The 15,369-nt window shown below is 71.3% G+C and carries 14 protein-coding genes; 10 read left to right on the top strand and 4 right to left on the bottom strand.

All coding sequences use genetic code 11. The features are described from left to right. Positions 1 to 38 precede the first annotated feature (38 nt). Positions 39 to 842, bottom strand: a complete 804-nt coding sequence (locus VNT50_RS06605) for an MIP/aquaporin family protein (protein WP_325484308.1) — start codon at positions 840 to 842, stop codon at positions 39 to 41. A 130-nt stretch (positions 843 to 972) separates the two neighbouring features. Beyond that, positions 973 to 1,926 (bottom strand): helix-turn-helix transcriptional regulator, encoded by a 954-nt coding sequence (locus VNT50_RS06600; protein ID WP_325484307.1) that lies wholly within the window; start codon positions 1,924 to 1,926, stop codon positions 973 to 975. Positions 1,927 to 1,986: 60 nt separating this feature from the next. Here VNT50_RS06600 and VNT50_RS06595 point away from each other — a divergent pair, with 60 nt between their 5' ends. Further along, positions 1,987 to 3,159, top strand: coding sequence for an epoxide hydrolase family protein (locus VNT50_RS06595; protein ID WP_325484306.1), 1,173 nt, complete (start codon positions 1,987 to 1,989; stop codon positions 3,157 to 3,159). Positions 3,160 to 3,221: 62 nt separating this feature from the next. Here VNT50_RS06595 and VNT50_RS06590 read toward each other — a convergent pair whose 3' ends face one another. After that, positions 3,222 to 3,815: a DedA family protein gene (locus VNT50_RS06590; RefSeq protein ID WP_325484305.1), complete on the bottom strand. Its 594-nt coding sequence runs from the start codon at positions 3,813 to 3,815 to the stop codon at positions 3,222 to 3,224. Between the two features lie 139 nt (positions 3,816 to 3,954). Between VNT50_RS06590 and VNT50_RS06585 the strand changes: the two genes are divergently transcribed. The 6 genes from VNT50_RS06585 (at position 3,955) to VNT50_RS06560 (ending at position 10,786) form a co-directional block, all read left to right on the top strand. Next, complete coding sequence (locus VNT50_RS06585) at positions 3,955 to 5,931, top strand: glycosyltransferase (RefSeq protein ID WP_325484304.1); 1,977 nt, start codon at positions 3,955 to 3,957, stop codon at positions 5,929 to 5,931. 139 nt (positions 5,932 to 6,070) lie between these two features. Continuing rightward, positions 6,071 to 7,039 carry a hypothetical protein gene (locus tag VNT50_RS06580; protein ID WP_325484303.1) on the top strand — a complete coding sequence of 323 codons (969 nt, stop codon included), beginning with the start codon at positions 6,071 to 6,073 and terminating at the stop codon, positions 7,037 to 7,039. Beyond that, a complete protein-coding gene (locus tag VNT50_RS06575; RefSeq protein ID WP_325484302.1) occupies positions 7,039 to 8,256 on the top strand; it encodes an acylneuraminate cytidylyltransferase in 1,218 nt (405 codons plus the stop codon). Before VNT50_RS06580 ends, VNT50_RS06575 begins: the two co-directional genes overlap by 1 nt. Then, on the top strand, positions 8,253 to 9,125 hold the full coding sequence (locus VNT50_RS06570) for an N-acetylneuraminate synthase family protein (RefSeq protein WP_325484301.1): 873 nt from the start codon (positions 8,253 to 8,255) through the stop codon (positions 9,123 to 9,125). Before VNT50_RS06575 ends, VNT50_RS06570 begins: the two co-directional genes overlap by 4 nt. Further along, a complete protein-coding gene (locus VNT50_RS06565; RefSeq protein ID WP_325484300.1) occupies positions 9,122 to 10,366 on the top strand; it encodes a DUF6716 putative glycosyltransferase in 1,245 nt (414 codons plus the stop codon). Before VNT50_RS06570 ends, VNT50_RS06565 begins: the two co-directional genes overlap by 4 nt. A gap of 90 nt (positions 10,367 to 10,456) precedes the next feature. Further along, a complete protein-coding gene (locus VNT50_RS06560; protein WP_325484299.1) occupies positions 10,457 to 10,786 on the top strand; it encodes a hypothetical protein in 330 nt (109 codons plus the stop codon). A gap of 7 nt (positions 10,787 to 10,793) precedes the next feature. Here the strand turns inward: VNT50_RS06560 and VNT50_RS06555 are convergent, their stop codons facing one another. Then, positions 10,794 to 11,675: an SGNH/GDSL hydrolase family protein gene (locus VNT50_RS06555; protein ID WP_325484298.1), complete on the bottom strand. Its 882-nt coding sequence runs from the start codon at positions 11,673 to 11,675 to the stop codon at positions 10,794 to 10,796. A 170-nt stretch (positions 11,676 to 11,845) separates the two neighbouring features. Between VNT50_RS06555 and VNT50_RS06550 the strand changes: the two genes are divergently transcribed. The 3 genes from VNT50_RS06550 (at position 11,846) to VNT50_RS06540 (ending at position 15,268) form a co-directional block, all read left to right on the top strand. Then, a complete protein-coding gene (locus VNT50_RS06550; protein WP_325484297.1) occupies positions 11,846 to 12,664 on the top strand; it encodes a transglutaminase-like domain-containing protein in 819 nt (272 codons plus the stop codon). A 99-nt stretch (positions 12,665 to 12,763) separates the two neighbouring features. Then, complete coding sequence (gene argS, locus VNT50_RS06545; RefSeq protein WP_325484296.1) at positions 12,764 to 14,428, top strand: arginine--tRNA ligase; 1,665 nt, start codon at positions 12,764 to 12,766, stop codon at positions 14,426 to 14,428. A 3-nt stretch (positions 14,429 to 14,431) separates the two neighbouring features. Further along, positions 14,432 to 15,268 carry an LmeA family phospholipid-binding protein gene (locus VNT50_RS06540; protein ID WP_325484295.1) on the top strand — a complete coding sequence of 279 codons (837 nt, stop codon included), beginning with the start codon at positions 14,432 to 14,434 and terminating at the stop codon, positions 15,266 to 15,268. Positions 15,269 to 15,369 lie beyond the last annotated feature (101 nt).

Here is a 15,369-nt window from a genome sequence, read left to right as displayed (position 1 = left end):
GGCACAACCACGGGTAGTACGCGGAACATCGCGGGGAATCAGGCCTGGTCGGGTCGGGCGACCTCTGTCTCGAGGGCGCCCTGCGCTGCCGCGGAGCCGCTGCGGCCGCCGCCGTAGCCACGCAGCACGAAGGCGAATCCGACCGCCAGCACGGCTCCGACGATCGGACCGGCGACGTACACCCAATAGTCGGTGAAATCGAGCGCGACGAGGTCGGGCCCGAACGTGCGTGCCGGGTTCATGGAGGTGCCGGAGATCGGGCTGCCCCAGAGACCGGCGAGTGCGATGTAGGCGCCGACGCCGAGCGCACCGATGATGCCGATGTTCTGCGCGCCGGATGCGGTTCCCAGGATGACGCTCACCAGGCCGAGCGTGAGTGCGACCTCCATGATGAACGCCTGGAACGACGAGTAGCCCTCCGCGGGGTAGTTCGACCCGTACGTTGCGGAGACGCCGATGACCGCGTGCAGGAACCAGGCGGCGAGCGTCGCTCCGAGCAGCTGGACGATGATGTAGCCCGGCACGCGCCGCCAGGGGAAATCGCCGCGCAGCGCGAACGCGAGCGTCACGGCGGGGTTCAGATGCGCGCCCGACACCTTGCCCATGAAGAGAATGATGCCCATCACCATGAGGCCCGGGGCAACGACAGCGGCCGTGCGGCTGATCGTGTCGGGGAAGGCCTGACCCATCATCCCGCCGCCCGCGGCGACGAGCACGAGGAAGAACGTTCCGAACAGCTCGGAGGCCAGCCGCCGCCACTCCTGCCTCGAGTTGCGGAAGTCGGTCATCGGATCCATGACTTCGACCTCGAACCATCGTTCGAAGCGAACCCGCTCGGACACTCTCAGGTTCTGCGCCATCGTCGCTCCTGGTCTGTCGCCGCTGCGGATGCATCCCGGGATCAACCCTGCCCGCAGCCTGGGGAGAGCATAGACCCGCGGATTCCGCGCGGCAATCGTCGCTTGCCTCGCGTCAGGCGCCCACGGCCCGAAGATATCGCTGCGCCACCTCGGTGAGTTCGGCGACGAGCTCCGGCGGCTCGGTCACGTGGAAATCGAGCCCCAGCATCCCGATGTATACCGCCACCGTCGCGACGCTGTCGGCGCCGGTCACGAGCACGCAGTGCTGCGCATCGATCGCCTCGACGACGCCCACCGCCGAGTGGATGCGGGAGAGCACCTCGTCCGCGGAGGCGAAGACCGTGATGCGCGCATGCACGGCCCACCCGGCGGAGGCCACCTCGCGCATCACGAACGATGCGTAGTCCCCGCCCCGAAGCGGCCGCGGAGCGAACGGCCGGTGGGTCGGCATCCGCAGCGCCAATCGGTCGACGCGGAATACCGCCCAGTCCGCGGCTGGGAGGTCGCGGGCGACGAGGTACCAGCGCCGCTGCCACGTCACCAAGCGATACGGCTCGACGACGCGGGGTGCTCCGTCGTGCTCGAAACGCAGCCACTCGGATGCCGCGACGGCGGTGGCGATGGAGCTGAGCACCTCCGGATCGATGACGGGGTCCTCGGCGTCGCTGCCGGTGTTCTCGGTCGCCTTGCTGACGGTGCTCGCGAGGGCCGAGACCTTGCCGCGGAGCCGCTCCGGCAGCACCTGGTTGAGCTTCGCGAGCGCGCGTGCGCTGGTCTCCTCGACGCCGGCGATGTCGGTCGCCGCGCGCAGGCCGACCACGACGGCGACGGCTTCGTCATCGTCGAGGAGCAGCGGCGGCATCCGCGCGCCCGAGCCGAGCCGGTAGTGACCGGCGCGTCCGCGCACGGCGTCGACCGGGTATCCGAGGCTCCGCAGGCGCTCGATGTCGTTGCGAACGGTGCGCGTCGAGACGTCGAACCGCCCGGCCAGCTCGGTGCCGCTCCACGCCGGACGGGCTTGCAGCAGCGCGAGCAGCTCGAGCAGCCTCGCCGACGTCTCGTACATGCGAGAAGTGTCCCACAAATCAGGAAGTTAATCTTCCTGTATGCCTCATAGCCTCGAATCATGAACAACACACCCACCGCCGCCTCGAAGGCGGCCCCCGCAAGTGAAGAGATCCGCCCATTCACCGTCGCGATCGACCAGGCCGCGGTCGATGACCTGCTGACTCGGCTCGCCAACACGCGTCTGCCCCAGGCGGCGCCGGGCGACGACTGGACGTACGGCGTTCCCAACTCGTACCTCAGCGACACGATCGCCACGTGGCAGAACGGCTTCGACTGGCGTGCGCAGGAGGCCAGGATGAACCGGTTCCCGCATTACCTCACCGAGATCGAGGGCCAGCGCATCCACTTCATCCACGTGCCGTCGGCGGAGGCCGACGCCACCCCGCTGCTCCTGCTGCACACCTATCCCGGGTCGTTCGTCGACTTCCTCGACGTGATCGGCCCGCTCACCGATCCGGTCGCGCATGGCGGTCGCGCCGAAGACGCGTTCAGCGTCGTCGTGCCCTCGATGCCGGGCTTCGCGTTCTCCACTCCGGTGGTCGAGGGCGGCTGGACGATGGCCCGGGTCGCTCGGGCATGGGACGTGCTCATGCGGCGCCTCGGCTACGAGAGCTACGGCGCGCACGGCAGCGACGGCGGTGCAATGGTCTCGCGCGAGCTCGGCATCCTGAACCCTCCCGGATTCCTCGGCCTGCACGTCCTGCAGGCGTTCTCGTTCCCCACGGGCGCAGAGGGCGAGTTCGACGCCCTCGAACCCAAGGATTACGCGGCGCTGGAGCACATGCAGTGGTTCCAGTCGGTCGGCGGCTACAACGCCATCAACGCCTCACGCCCGCAGACGGTCGCGGTCGGATTGTCCGACTCGCCCGCGGGCCAGCTGGCGTGGAACGAGCTCTTCCTGAACTTCGGCAACGGGACGAGCCTCGTCTCCACCGAGCAGGTGCTCACAGAGGTCTCGCTCGAGTGGTTCACGAACACCTCGGCGAGCGCCGGCCGCTACCACTTCGAAGAGGCCCGGGCCGCCGCCGAGCCGGTCGTCAACCATGCTCCGATGGGCGTTGCCGTGTTCCAGGACGACTTCAAGAGCATCCGGTCCTTCGCCGACCGCGACAACGACAACATCGTGCACTGGAGCGAGTTTCCCGACGGCGGCCACTTCGCCTCGCTCGAGCGTCCCGAACAGGTGACCGGCGACATCCGGGCCTTCTTCGCGGGCCTCCGCGAGGGCTGAGGGTCACGGGGCGGGACGACCGCGCCAGCCGCCGGGGTCTTCGGGCCCCGGCGGTCGTGCGCTCACCCGGGCGGGCGCAGGCGCCGGGTGAGCGCGACGTCGAGCCCCCACCCCATGGCCAGGGCGACGGCGATCGAGATCACGACGGCCGCGACCGGGGCGTCCGGCAAGAGCCTCGCGATCGCGGCCCCGATGAACGACTGATAGCAGGCCCACGCGAGCGCGGCGAGGGCCGACATCCCCAGGTATCGCGGCGCCGGCACCCGCTCCGCGCCCGCGGTCAGATTGACCGCGATGCGGGCGAACGGGATGAACCGGGCGGTGAACACGATCGCGGCGGTGCTGCGCTGCAGCCGGTCGTGCGCCCAGGAGCGCAGGGCGAGCACGCGCGGATGGCGCGCCCATGCCCACCGGTCGAGGCCGACGGATCGGCCGAAGGCGTAGCACGTGGCATCCCCCGCGAACGCCGCCACCGCCGCCACCACGACGACGGCCGGCAGCGCCGGCTGCCCGTGCACGACCGAAAGCGCCGCGAACGCGGTGACGGCGGCCTCGCCGGGCACGACGACCAGGAAGGCGTCGCCGAAGACGAGCGCGAAAAGTGCGGGGAGCGCCCAGACGCCGGACGCCAGGTCGCCGAAGGCATCCTCGATCACGGTGCATGGGTACCATCCGCGGGTGAACGGATACGGAACGGCGCACGGCCGGTGACGCGCGGGCGAGCACCCGGTGAACTCTCTGCGCGCGGGCCCGTCGAAGGCCACCGCGGGGCGCCGGGCCCGTCACGCTGGAAGCGTGAGAGTCGCGCTGCTGGCCGAATCCTTCCTTCCCCACATGAACGGGGTCACCAACTCGGTGCTCCACGTGCTGCGGCATCTCGAGCGCCGGGGTCACGAAACCCTCCTCATCGCACCCGGCTCCGGCGACGTCGATCCCGGCGTTCCCGCGGGCCGCACCGAGCTGCTGCGATCGATGCCGCTGCCGTCGTACCCGGACGTGCGGGTCGTGATCGCCCGCACCGCGCGGCTGACCCGCATGGTGCAGGACTTCGCCCCCGATGTGCTGCATCTCGCGTCGCCCTTCGTGCTGGGGTGGCAGGGCGTGGCCGTGGCGGATGCGCTGCGCATCCCGGCCGTCTCGATCTACCAGACCGACGTCATCGCCTACTCCGAGAAGTACGGGGTGCCGGGGGCCGCGCCGCTCGTCGCGTCGCACATCCGGCGCCTGCATCGCCGGTCGACCCTCACGCTGGCCCCCTCGTCGGCGGCCGCGGCGCAGTTGGACGCGCTCGGCGTCGACCGCGTGCGGCTGTGGGGCCGTGGCGTCGACAGCATCCGCTTCGATCCGGAGCGCCGCAGCGAGGACTGGCGTGCGAGCATCGCCCCCGGCGAGATCCTCGTCGGCTACGCCGGCCGCCTGGCCGCCGAGAAGCAGGTCGACGACCTGCGGGTGCTCGCCGGCGTGCCTGGGGTGCGGCTCGTCGTGATCGGCGACGGACCGGCGCGAGAGCGACTGCAGGGCGTGCTGCCGGATGCCGTCTTCACGGGCTTCCTCGACGGGATCCAGCTCGCCGAGGCCCTGGCCGGCCTCGACGTGTTCGTCCATCCCGGGGAGAGCGAGACGTTCTGCCAGGGCGTGCAGGAGGCGCTCGCGAGCGGTGTGCCCGTCGTGGCCACGGGCCGCGGGGGGCCCCTCGATCTTGTTCGCAACAGCATCAACGGATGGCTGTACCCGCCGGGCGATCTCGGGGCTCTGCGTGCGGCGGTCGAAGACCTCGTCGGCGATGCGGCCAAGCGTCGGGCGTTCGGCATCGCCGCCCGGGAGAGCGTGGCCGGGCGCACGTGGCATGCGCTCGGGGATCAGCTCATCGGCCACTACGCCGATGCGATCCCCCTGCGCCGCGTCGATGACCGCCGGTTCAGCAAGGTGGGGGAGCGGCCCGCGCTGCCCGCCATCGGACCGAAGCGCGCGATGCCCCGCCGGTTCGTGGCGCTCGGCGACTCGCTGACCGAGGGGCTGTGCGACGGGTCGCGCATGCCGGACGGGGCCTATCGCGGATGGGCCGATCGGCTCGCCGAGCTGCTCGCGCACGCGAACCCGTCGGGTCGTCCCCTCCGCTACGCCAACCTCGCCGTGCGCAGCCGCCGGGTCGTCGATGTCGTGACCGATCAGATCCCGCGAGCCCTCGAGCTGCGGGCCGACCTGGTCTCGGTGCTGATCGGCGCGAACGACCTCGTGCGCTTCGGCGCCGACCCCGAGGCGATCGCGGCTCGCCTGGCGGAGGGGATCCGCACCCTCCGGGCGGCCGGTGTCGAGGTGCTGCTCGTGACGCCCTTCCTCCCTCGCCGTCGCGCGGCCCGGGTGCTCGCCCGCCGCTTCGCGCTCTTCAGTGCCGCCCTCCGCGCCCTCGCGCGGGAGACGGGTTGTCTCCTCCTCGACCTGGAGGCGGTGCCCGAGATCTCGGATCCGTCCCTCTGGGCGGCGGATCTCGTCCACATCAATTCCGGCGGTCACCGCTACGTCGCGTACGAAGCGGCCGCCCTGCTCGGCGTGCCGCACGCCGGCGCGCTCGGACGCCTCGAGGGCGCGCTGCACGCCGAAGAGGCCGATGAGGTCGAGCCGCCGATCTCGCGCGCCCGGTGGGTCACGCACCACGCCGTGCCGTGGGCCCTGCGGCGGCTTCGAGGGCGCACCGCGGGCGACGGCCTCCTGCCCAAGCACGACGACCTCGTCACGATCGGCGGGACGACGCCCGTCCGCGCCAAGGGCTGACCACGCCGGCCACTCCGACGGCGCCGGGTGAGGGCGACGGCCGCTCCGGCTTCGACGGCGACCACGACACCAACGGTTCATCCGCCCGTCCGCGAGGCTTCACCGGGGGCTGTCGTCGAGTTCACCCCCGGGGAACACGATGGGAGCGATCGCCGTGCACCGTGGCGACGCGACGGGGGTGGACGTGGAGAAGACCCGCATACCGGCGATCGCCTGGGTCGAATCTCCCCTGCAGCTCATCGGGGCGGCCGAATGGGCATCGGCCCACCGGCGCCGCATCCCGATCGCGGGCCGGCTGACGCCGCAGATGTCCGAGACCGCCGACGAACTCGTCGCGCGCGGCGCGATGTTCTCGGCCTGCGAGCCGTACCTCGGCATCCCGTGGAAGCTCCTCAGCCAGCATCGGCATTGGCTGGTCGGCGACGGGTTCTCCGGCCAGTTCCGCCTGGCCGCCGCGCTTCTCCGCCCGCGCCGCATCACGTTCCTCGATGACGGCGCCAACACGCTTGCGTACGCCGACGCGCTGACCGGACGGCGAGCGTACGCGCGCCCCGGGGTCTCGGAGCGCGGGATGACGACGCGCGTGGTCCCCTTCGCCCACGACCAGATCCTCGGCCGGGCCCTGGCCGGCGACGTGGAGTTCTTCACGGCGTTCGAGCTCGGGCAGCAGCGCAACCGCGAACTCGCCGACCTCGGCATCCGCATCCTCCCGCACCGCTTCGAATGGACGCGTCGCACCGCTCGCCCTTTCGCCGCCCCCGGCGGCCGCATCATCCTCGGCAGCGCGCGCCCCGTCGACAACCGGATGCCGCTGCCCGAGTACCTGCGATGGGTCGAGGCGCAGGCATCCGTCGCGCCGGCTCTCTACCTGCCTCATCGCCGCGAACCCGCAGAGCACACCCTTCTGGTCGCCGCGATCGACGGCATCACGGTGTCGGAGGCCCACCTGCCCGTCGAGCTGCTCGTGGCGGGGGCCACGGAGCCCCTCGACGTGATCACCCTGGCATCCAGCACCACGACGACCCTTCCCCTCGTGCTCGAGGGCACGGGCAGCGTCATCCGCCGGCCCGACGCAGACGCCGCGCGGCACGACCGGAGTCTCGGCTGATGGCCCGGACCGTGGCCGTCATCCCCGCGCGAGGAGGATCGAAGGGCGTCCTCCGCAAGAATCTCCGCCGCGTCGGCGGGCTGACCCTCGTGGCGCGCGCGATCCGGGCGGCGCAGGCGGCACCGTCGATCGATCTCGTCGTGGTGTCGACGGACGACGACGAGATCGCAGCCACGGCCGAGGAGTGGGGAGCCGCGGTCATCCGGCGACCGGCGGAGCTGTCCGGCGACACGGCCGCCAGCGAGAGCGCGCTGCTGCACGCCCTCGATGCGCTCGCCGCGGACGGGCACGAGGTGGGGGTGCTCGCCTTCCTGCAGGCGACATCGCCCTTCATTGCCGGCGCCGACATCGAGCGCGCCGTCCAGCTGGTACGCGAGGGCGTGCACGACAGCGTGTTCTCGGCGGTCGAGACCTACGGATTCCTGTGGCAGCGGGATGCCGACGGCAGAGCCCGGGGGATCAATCATGATCCCGCCCACCGCCCGCGCCGGCAGGACCGCGAACCGCATCACCTCGAAACCGGGGCCTTCTACGTGATGGATGCGGCGGGGTTCCGCACCGCGCAGCACCGCTTCTTCGGGCGAGTCGGCATCGTGGAGGTCGCCGAGCGCACGGCGATAGAGGTCGATTCCGAGGAGCAACTCGCCCTCGCGCAGGCGATCGCGCCCCTCGTGGACACCGACGAGCCGCGGATGGATGTCGACGCCGTCGTCACCGACTTCGACGGGGTGCACACCGATGACACCGCCATCATCGGGGCCGACGGCCGAGAGCTCGTGAGCGTGAGCCGCTCCGACGGGATGGGCATCGCGCGCCTTCGCCGGGCGGGCGTTCCCGTGCTGATCCTGTCGACGGAGACCGCGCCCATCGTCTCGGCGCGCGCCCGCAAGCTCCACGTCGATGTGCGGCAGGGCGTCGACGACAAGCTCGCGGCCCTGCGGGAGTGGGCGGATGACCGCGGCATCCCGCTCTCGCGCATCGCGTACATCGGCAACGACGTCAACGATCTGACCTGCCTCGACGCGGTCGGGTGGCCGGTCGCGGTTCCCGGGTCGGATGCCCTCGTGCTCGCCGCCGCGCGGGTGGTCGTCAGCCGGCCAGGCGGCGCGGGGGCCGTCCGCGACCTCGCCGACCGCGTGCTCCGCGGCCGAGCGCCCCGAGACCCGGCGGGTTCGTTCACCGAGCCCGCGATTCGAACCGAAAGGAAGGCACCATGACCGTCACCATTGGATCGCGCGTCGTTGGAGGCGGTCGCCCGTCGTACGTCATCGCCGAGATCGGCCTCAACCACAACGGTGAGGTCGCGCTCGCGAAGCAGCTCATCGACGTCGCCGCCGAGGCGGGGGTGGATGCCGTCAAGTTCCAGAAGCGCACGCCCGAGATCTCCACCCCGGTGCACATGCGTGACACGCTGCGCGAGACGCCGTGGGGCACGATGACGTACCTCGACTACCGGTACCGGGTGGAGTTCGACCGCGCCGCGTACATCGAGGTCGCCGACCACGCCCTGCTCCGCGGCCTGGACTGGTTCGCGTCGCCGTGGGACGTGCCGAGCGTCGACTTCCTCGAGGACCTCAACGTCGTCGCGCACAAGGTCGCCTCCGCCTGCCTGACCGATGTGCCGCTGCTCGAGGCGATCCGCGACACGGGCAAGCCCGTCATCCTCTCGACCGGCATGTCGACCATCGAGCAGATCGACGCCGCGATCGAGGTGCTCGGAACCGACCAGCTCATCCTCATGCACGCCACCTCGACCTACCCGATGGAGCCGGACGAGGCCAACCTGCGCATGATCCCCGTTCTGCGAGACCGCTACGCCGGGGTTCCGGTCGGGTACTCCGGGCACGAGCGCGGACTGCAGATCTCCCTCGCCGCCGTCGCGCTGGGCGCCGTCGCGGTGGAGCGGCACATCACCCTCGACCGCACGATGTGGGGCTCCGACCACGCCGCATCGCTCGAGCCCGCAGGCCTGCAGCACCTCGTGCGCGACATCCGCATCGTCGAGACCGCGCTCGGCGACGGCGTCAAGCGCGTCTTCCCGGGCGAGCGCGCGCCCATGGCGAAGCTGCGCCGCGTCCTCGCGTGACCGGGAGGGGACTTCGCATCGTCGGCCTCGCCGACACGGATTCGTACGTGAAGTGGGCCGCCGCGCTCCTCGGGTCGCTCCCGGAGGGTTCGGATGCCGAACTGCTGATCATCGACACCCCGCTCGTCGTGAGCCCTCAGCAGGAAGAGGCTGCCCTCGCGCGGAGCGGGCTCGACCGCTCCCGCGTGCGCCGGGTCGGCTTCGCGCAACTCGCCGACGTGCTGAGCGCGGCGAGACCGGATGCTGTGCTGGTGGCCGCGCGCGGGCCGCTCGTTCGCGTGCTCGCCCGTGCGGTGGCCGAGCTCGAGCCGCGGCCGGTTCTGGTGTCGGGGCTGCCCGGCATCTCGATTCCCGCGACCACCGCCGCCCTCATCCACCGCACGCAATGCGACCTCTTCGTGCTGCATTCGACCCGCGAGGTTCGCGAGTTCACCCACCTCGCCCGCAGGCGGGGCCTCTCGCAGCGCTTCGCGCTCTCGCGGCTGCCGTTCGCCGTTCGCGGCGGAGCCACGCAGCCGGCGCCCGGCGACGGCACCGACCTCGTGTTCGCGTCGCAGGCGAAGGTCCCCGCGGAGCGCTCCGATCGGATGCGTGTCGCCCGGCTGCTGCTCGAGGCGGCGCTGGCGGATCCGTCCCGGCGGGTGGTGATCAAGGAGCGCGGGCTCGCCGGGGAGCATCAGACCCACCGGCAGCGCCACAGCATCGCCGACCTGCTCGCCAAGATCGCGCCGCCGCCGCCGAACCTCGTCGTGTCGACCGCCCCGATGGGCAAGGCGCTCGACACGGCCGCGGGGTTGGTCACGGTGAGCTCGACCGCCGCGATCGAGGCGGTCGCACGGGGGATCCCCGTCATCGCGCTCGACTCCTTCGGGGTCTCCGACGAGCTCATCAACCAGGTGTTCGTCGGCAGCGGCCTGCTCGCGTCGGAGGAGGCGGTCGTGACGAGGGACTTCCGGCATCCGACCCGCGAGTGGCTTCGCCGCAACTACTTCCACGATCCCGCCGAAGACGACTGGACCGAGCGCGTCGCCGAGCTCGTCGCACAGCGCCGCGCGGGGGAGCTTCCGCCCAAGCCCGCGCGGCTCCGCCGGGGCGGACGTCTCCGCGACGCGTGGGAGCGCAAGCTCGCCTTCGGGTCGAGGGATCGCTCGCTTCTGGGGCTGGTGGTGCTCATCGTCGGCGTGCCTATGCGCATCCTCGTGCGACCGTTCGCGCGACTGCGTCTGCGCGCCGCAGCCTGACGCTCCGTCGCTCGCGCGTGCAGGGTATGCGGGTGGTTCCGCGATGGCAAGCCCTTTGCCAGGGTGGTGATAGAGCGGCACGATCGATGCATGCAGCGGCTGCACTATACGGGCGACACCGTCCTCCTGCCCGACGCGGTGAGCGAGGCGCTGCTCGAGTACGCCAGCGCCCTGGCGGACACGCAGGCCTCGGCTGTCATCACCGTCCCGATCGTGGAGGGCGGGGTGGCCTCGTACGCGGAGATCCTCCTGGGCCCCGCGAGCCAGCTCTACGCGACGCACGCCGAGGGCGTCGAGGAGGTCGCGGCCGACGTCGCCCTCGTCGACGAGATCAAGCTCCGAACCAGGCGCCTGAGACCTGCTGAGGTGCAGCCGGAGACATCGGCGCCCCAGCCGTCGATCGACCTCGACATGGAATAGCCGCGCCCTATTGCTCCCCGGGGGTCTGGTCGACGGGGGTCTCGTCGTCAGCGTGCCCATCGTCGAGGGTCTCCCCATCAGGGGTCAGCTCGACGGGCACGTCGGCCGCGGCATCCGATGTCTGCGAAAGTCCCGCGAGATCCTGCGCCAGGCGGCTCGCCAGGTACGCGTGTCCGGCGGTGGACGGGTGGCTCCGCCCGATCGTGGAGTCGATCACGGAGGCGTAGTTCGCCGCCGTGATCCACTCCTCCTCGACGGGGGAGACGTACCACCAGCCCCGCGTTGCGGCGAGTTCGCCGAGGTCACGGTCGATGCGCGCGGTCTCGGTGCCGACCGGCAGCACGTGCGGGGCAGGGCCGAGGATCACGAACGAGGCCCCGGGGTAGAGGGCGGCGAGCGCGTCCCACGCCGCAGTCACCGCGTCGCGGTAGCCGACCTCGCCCGCGGCCCGGTCATTGATCGAGCCCTGCACGATGACGAGGTCCGGGTCGAGCGCCGGATCGAGGGCGGCGATGCGCTGCCCGAAGGTGCCGCCGCCGAAGCCGGGCTTCAGGTAACCGCTGCCGCGGACGCCGTCGACGATCGTCTCCCAGCCCAGGTTGCGGCCGATCGCATACGCGTAGCCGAGCTCGGGGGCGCTCGCCGCGGAGCCGTACGTCCACGAATCGCCGAAGATCAGCACCCGGGCATGCTCGGGGAGCGCGAGCGCGGCGGGTGCGACGGCCGCCGCGGCGTTCTCGTCCGCGGCGACGTCGACCGTCGCGGCCGTGTCGGGGACGTCGACCCACGGCCGCGACGCGGCGAACGCGCACACCAGCGCGACCGCCACGGCGACGGCCACGAGAGGCCACGCGCGTCGCGCTCGGCGCGGGTGATCCGGCGAGGTCATGCACCGAGGGTAAGTCACGTTTCGGCCTGCGCCGAATGCGGGTAGCACGGGATGCGAAAGCCGGTGGATGCCTGCCGGCGAACGGCCCCTGGGGGGCACCGGAAAAGCACCGGAAAGCCCCCGAGGCGGGGGCGTTCTCGGGACGCGTTTCGGCGTGCGAGGATATCCCGGTGCAACGCGTCGTGACCGCCGAACTGGACCTCCGACTGGGGGGTTCCATCGACCTCATCTTCTCGCTCACGGCGGCCCGATCGATGCCCGTCGTGACCGAGCAGCTGACCTTCACCGCAGGCGACCGCACGTACACCCCGACCGAGATCGTCGACCAGTCCGGCAGCCGCCTCCACCGGCTCATCGGCGAGGCCGGGCCGCTGCAGGTGCGGTACGAGGCGACCGTCGAGGGCCAGGCCGGAACGACCCACACGAGCGACCTCGAGGCCATCACATACCTCCGCCCGAGCCGCTACTGCCAGTCGGATGAGGTGTTCGCCCAGGCCCGCCGTCAGTTCCGCGGCATGCAGGGACACGAGCTGATCACCGCCGTGGCGTCGTTCGCGTCATCGAGCATCACCTACACGCCCGGCCTGAGCCTGGGCACCGACAGCGCGGTGACGACGCTCATGACGGGTCAGGGCGTGTGCCGCGACTACGCCCACGTCGTCATATCGCTCCTGCGCGCCATGGACGTGCCGGCCCGGTACGCCGCGTGCTTTGCGCCCGGCCTCCAGCCCATGGACTTCCACGCGGTCGCCGAGGCCTACCTCGACGGGTCGTGGTACGTCATCGACGCCACACGCCTCGCCAACCGGCGCTCGCTCGTGCGCATCGCCACCGGCCGCGACGCCGCAGATTGCGCATTCCTGAGCTACCACGGCGGGCACGTCGGCCTCGATCACCTTCGTGTCGACGCGTGGGTCGCCGGCGAGGGCGGGTTCGAGGACTCGGATGCCTCCACCGACGACATCGAGGCGCTCATCCAGCTCGCCTGAGCGTGGGACGCATCGACGAGTTCGGCGCCCGCGCGGGATGGTCGGCGCCGCGGGCCACGATCGGTGGGCATTCCCGCCCGCCCGTAGACTGGTTCGGCTATGAATCCCGATGATCTCACCGCCTCCCTGCTCGCCGTCGTCACCCCGATCGCCGAGCAGCGGCGACCCGGCGAGCCGGTTGGGATCGCGGCGTCCGACATCGCACTCGAGCGTCCCAAGAACCGTGATCACGGCGACTGGGCGACCAACCTCGCGATGAAGCTCGCGAAGCAGCTCGGCGCGAACCCGCGCGAACTCGCGACGCAGATCGCGGACGCCCTCGGACAGGTTTCGGGCATCGCGTCCGTCGAGGTCGCCGGGCCCGGGTTCATCAACATCCGCCTCGACGCCGCCGCGGCAGGACTGCTCGCGAAGCAGATCGTCGATGCCGGAGCCGCCTTCGGCGCGAACGAGACCCAGCGCGGGGCGACGATCAACCTCGAGTTCGTGAGCGCCAACCCCACGGGTCCGCTGCACATCGGCCACACCCGGTGGGCGGCTCTCGGCGACTCGATCGCCCGACTGCTCGCGGCGTCAGGTGCGACCGTCGTGCGCGAGTTCTACATCAACGACGCCGGTGCCCAGATGGAGCGCTTCGGCGGTTCCGTGCTGGCCGCGCTCCGTGGCGAGCAGACCCCCGAGGACGGGTACCCGGGCCAGTACATCCAGTTGCTGGCCGAGCGCGTCCGTGCGGCGGAGCCCGACATCCTGACGCGCGAGGGCGACGACCTGGTGGCGCGCGTGACGGCGCGGGCGTACGAACTGCAGCTCGGCGATATCCGCGAGTCGCTCGAGAAGTTCGCCGTGCACTTCGACGTCTGGTTCTCAGAACTGGATCTGCAGACCCCGGATACCTCGGGCCGCAGCCTCGTCGACGACGCGGTCGACCGACTGCGCGAGCAGGGTCACGTCTTCGACGACGACGGTGCCGTGTGGGTGCGCACGACCGACTTCGGCGATGACCGCGACCGCGTCATCCGCCGCGCCAACGGCGTTTACACCTACTTCGCCGCGGACGCCGCCTACTACCTCAACAAGGGCGACCGCGGCTATCGCCACAAGATCTACCTGCTCGGCGCCGACCACCACGGCTACGTGCATCGACTGAAGGCGCTCGCGGGCGCCGCCGGCGACGACCCGGATGCCGACATCGAGGTGCTCATCGGGCAGCTGGTGTCGATCAACGGCGCGCGCCTCAGCAAACGCGCCGGCAACATCATCGAGCTCGACGACCTGCGCGAGTGGCTCGGCACCGACGCGCTCCGATACTCCCTCGCGCGCTACCCCGCGGACTCCCCGCTCACCCTCGATCCTGAACTGCTGCAGAAGCGCACGAACGACAACCCCGTCTTCTACGTGCAGTACGCTCACGCCCGCACGCACAACGTCGCCCGCAATGCGGCCGCCTCGGGCGTCGATCGCAGCGAGTTCGCCCCCGAACTCCTCGTCCACGAGACCGAGTCCGCCCTCCTCGGCGCCCTGCAGGAATTCCCGCGCGTCGTGGCGTTCGCGGCCGAGGTGCGCGAGCCGCACCGCGTCGCGCGCTACCTCGAGGAGCTCGCGGGCCTGTACCACCGCTGGTACGACAACTGCCGCGTGATCCCCCTTGGCGATGACCCGATCGAGCCGGTGCACCGCACCCGGCTGTGGCTCAACGACGCCACGGGACAGGTGCTGCGCAACGGGCTCACCCTGCTCGGCGTGTCCGCTCCGGAGCGGATGTAGGCCGTGACCGGCGAGACGCAGCCCACCCGGCCGCTGCCCGATCCGGGGGTGCAGTGGGTGCTCGCCTCGCCGCCCGAACCTCGCCGGCGTCGCCGCGCGTGGCCGTGGATCGTTGCGCTCGCGGTGATGCTCGCCCTGGCGGTTGCCGCGTGGTTCATCGTCGACGCGATCGCTCGCGACCTGGTGACCAAGGCGATCCGCGAGCAGGCGGTGTCGCGCCTGGCGCTGCCTCCCGATCATGCCGTCGATGTCACCGTGGACGGCGGCGCGGTCATCCCGCAGCTGATCTCGGGAAGCCTCGATGCCGTCACGGTGTCATCGGATGACGTCACGATGGGCACGCTCACGGGCGATGTCGCCGTCACCGCACACGGCGTGCCGATCAGCGGGGACGCGCCCGCAGAGGCCGCATCGGCCACCGTCGGCATCGACGAGGAGCAGCTTCGAACCCTGCTCGCGACGGTCGAGGGCTTCCCCGCCGACACCCTCACGCTCGCGCAGCCGAACGTCGACATGACGTTCGACCTCGGCGTCTTCGGCGCGTCCTTCCCGGTCGGCGTCGGGCTCGCCCCATCGGCCGTCGAGGGCGACATCGTCCTGACGCCAGCACGACTCGACCTCGCCGGCGCACAGCTGTCGGCCGACGACCTCCGCGCGAGGTTCGGCATCATCGCCGATGCCGTCCTGCGGGACTGGACGGTGTGCATCGCGCAGTACATCCCCGTGGGCGTGACGCTGACCGACATCGCGGTCGAGGGCGAGCTGGTCGTCGCCGACCTCGACATCGACGGCGGGATCATCAGTGACCCCGCCCTGCAGGCCGTCGGAACATGCGAATGACGCCCGCGGTCGGTGCCCTAGACTTCTGGGGAACGCCCGGCCCGTGACTCCACTGCCGCCGCGGCATCCCCGCTGAGCTCGGCCGGCGCGCCCCGAATCCG

Source organism: Microbacterium sp. (genome assembly GCF_035554235.1).
Taxonomy (GTDB): domain Bacteria; phylum Actinomycetota; class Actinomycetes; order Actinomycetales; family Microbacteriaceae; genus Microbacterium.
The sequence above is the reverse complement of the archived record's forward strand: the minus strand, read 5'-3'. Positions and strand labels throughout refer to the sequence as shown.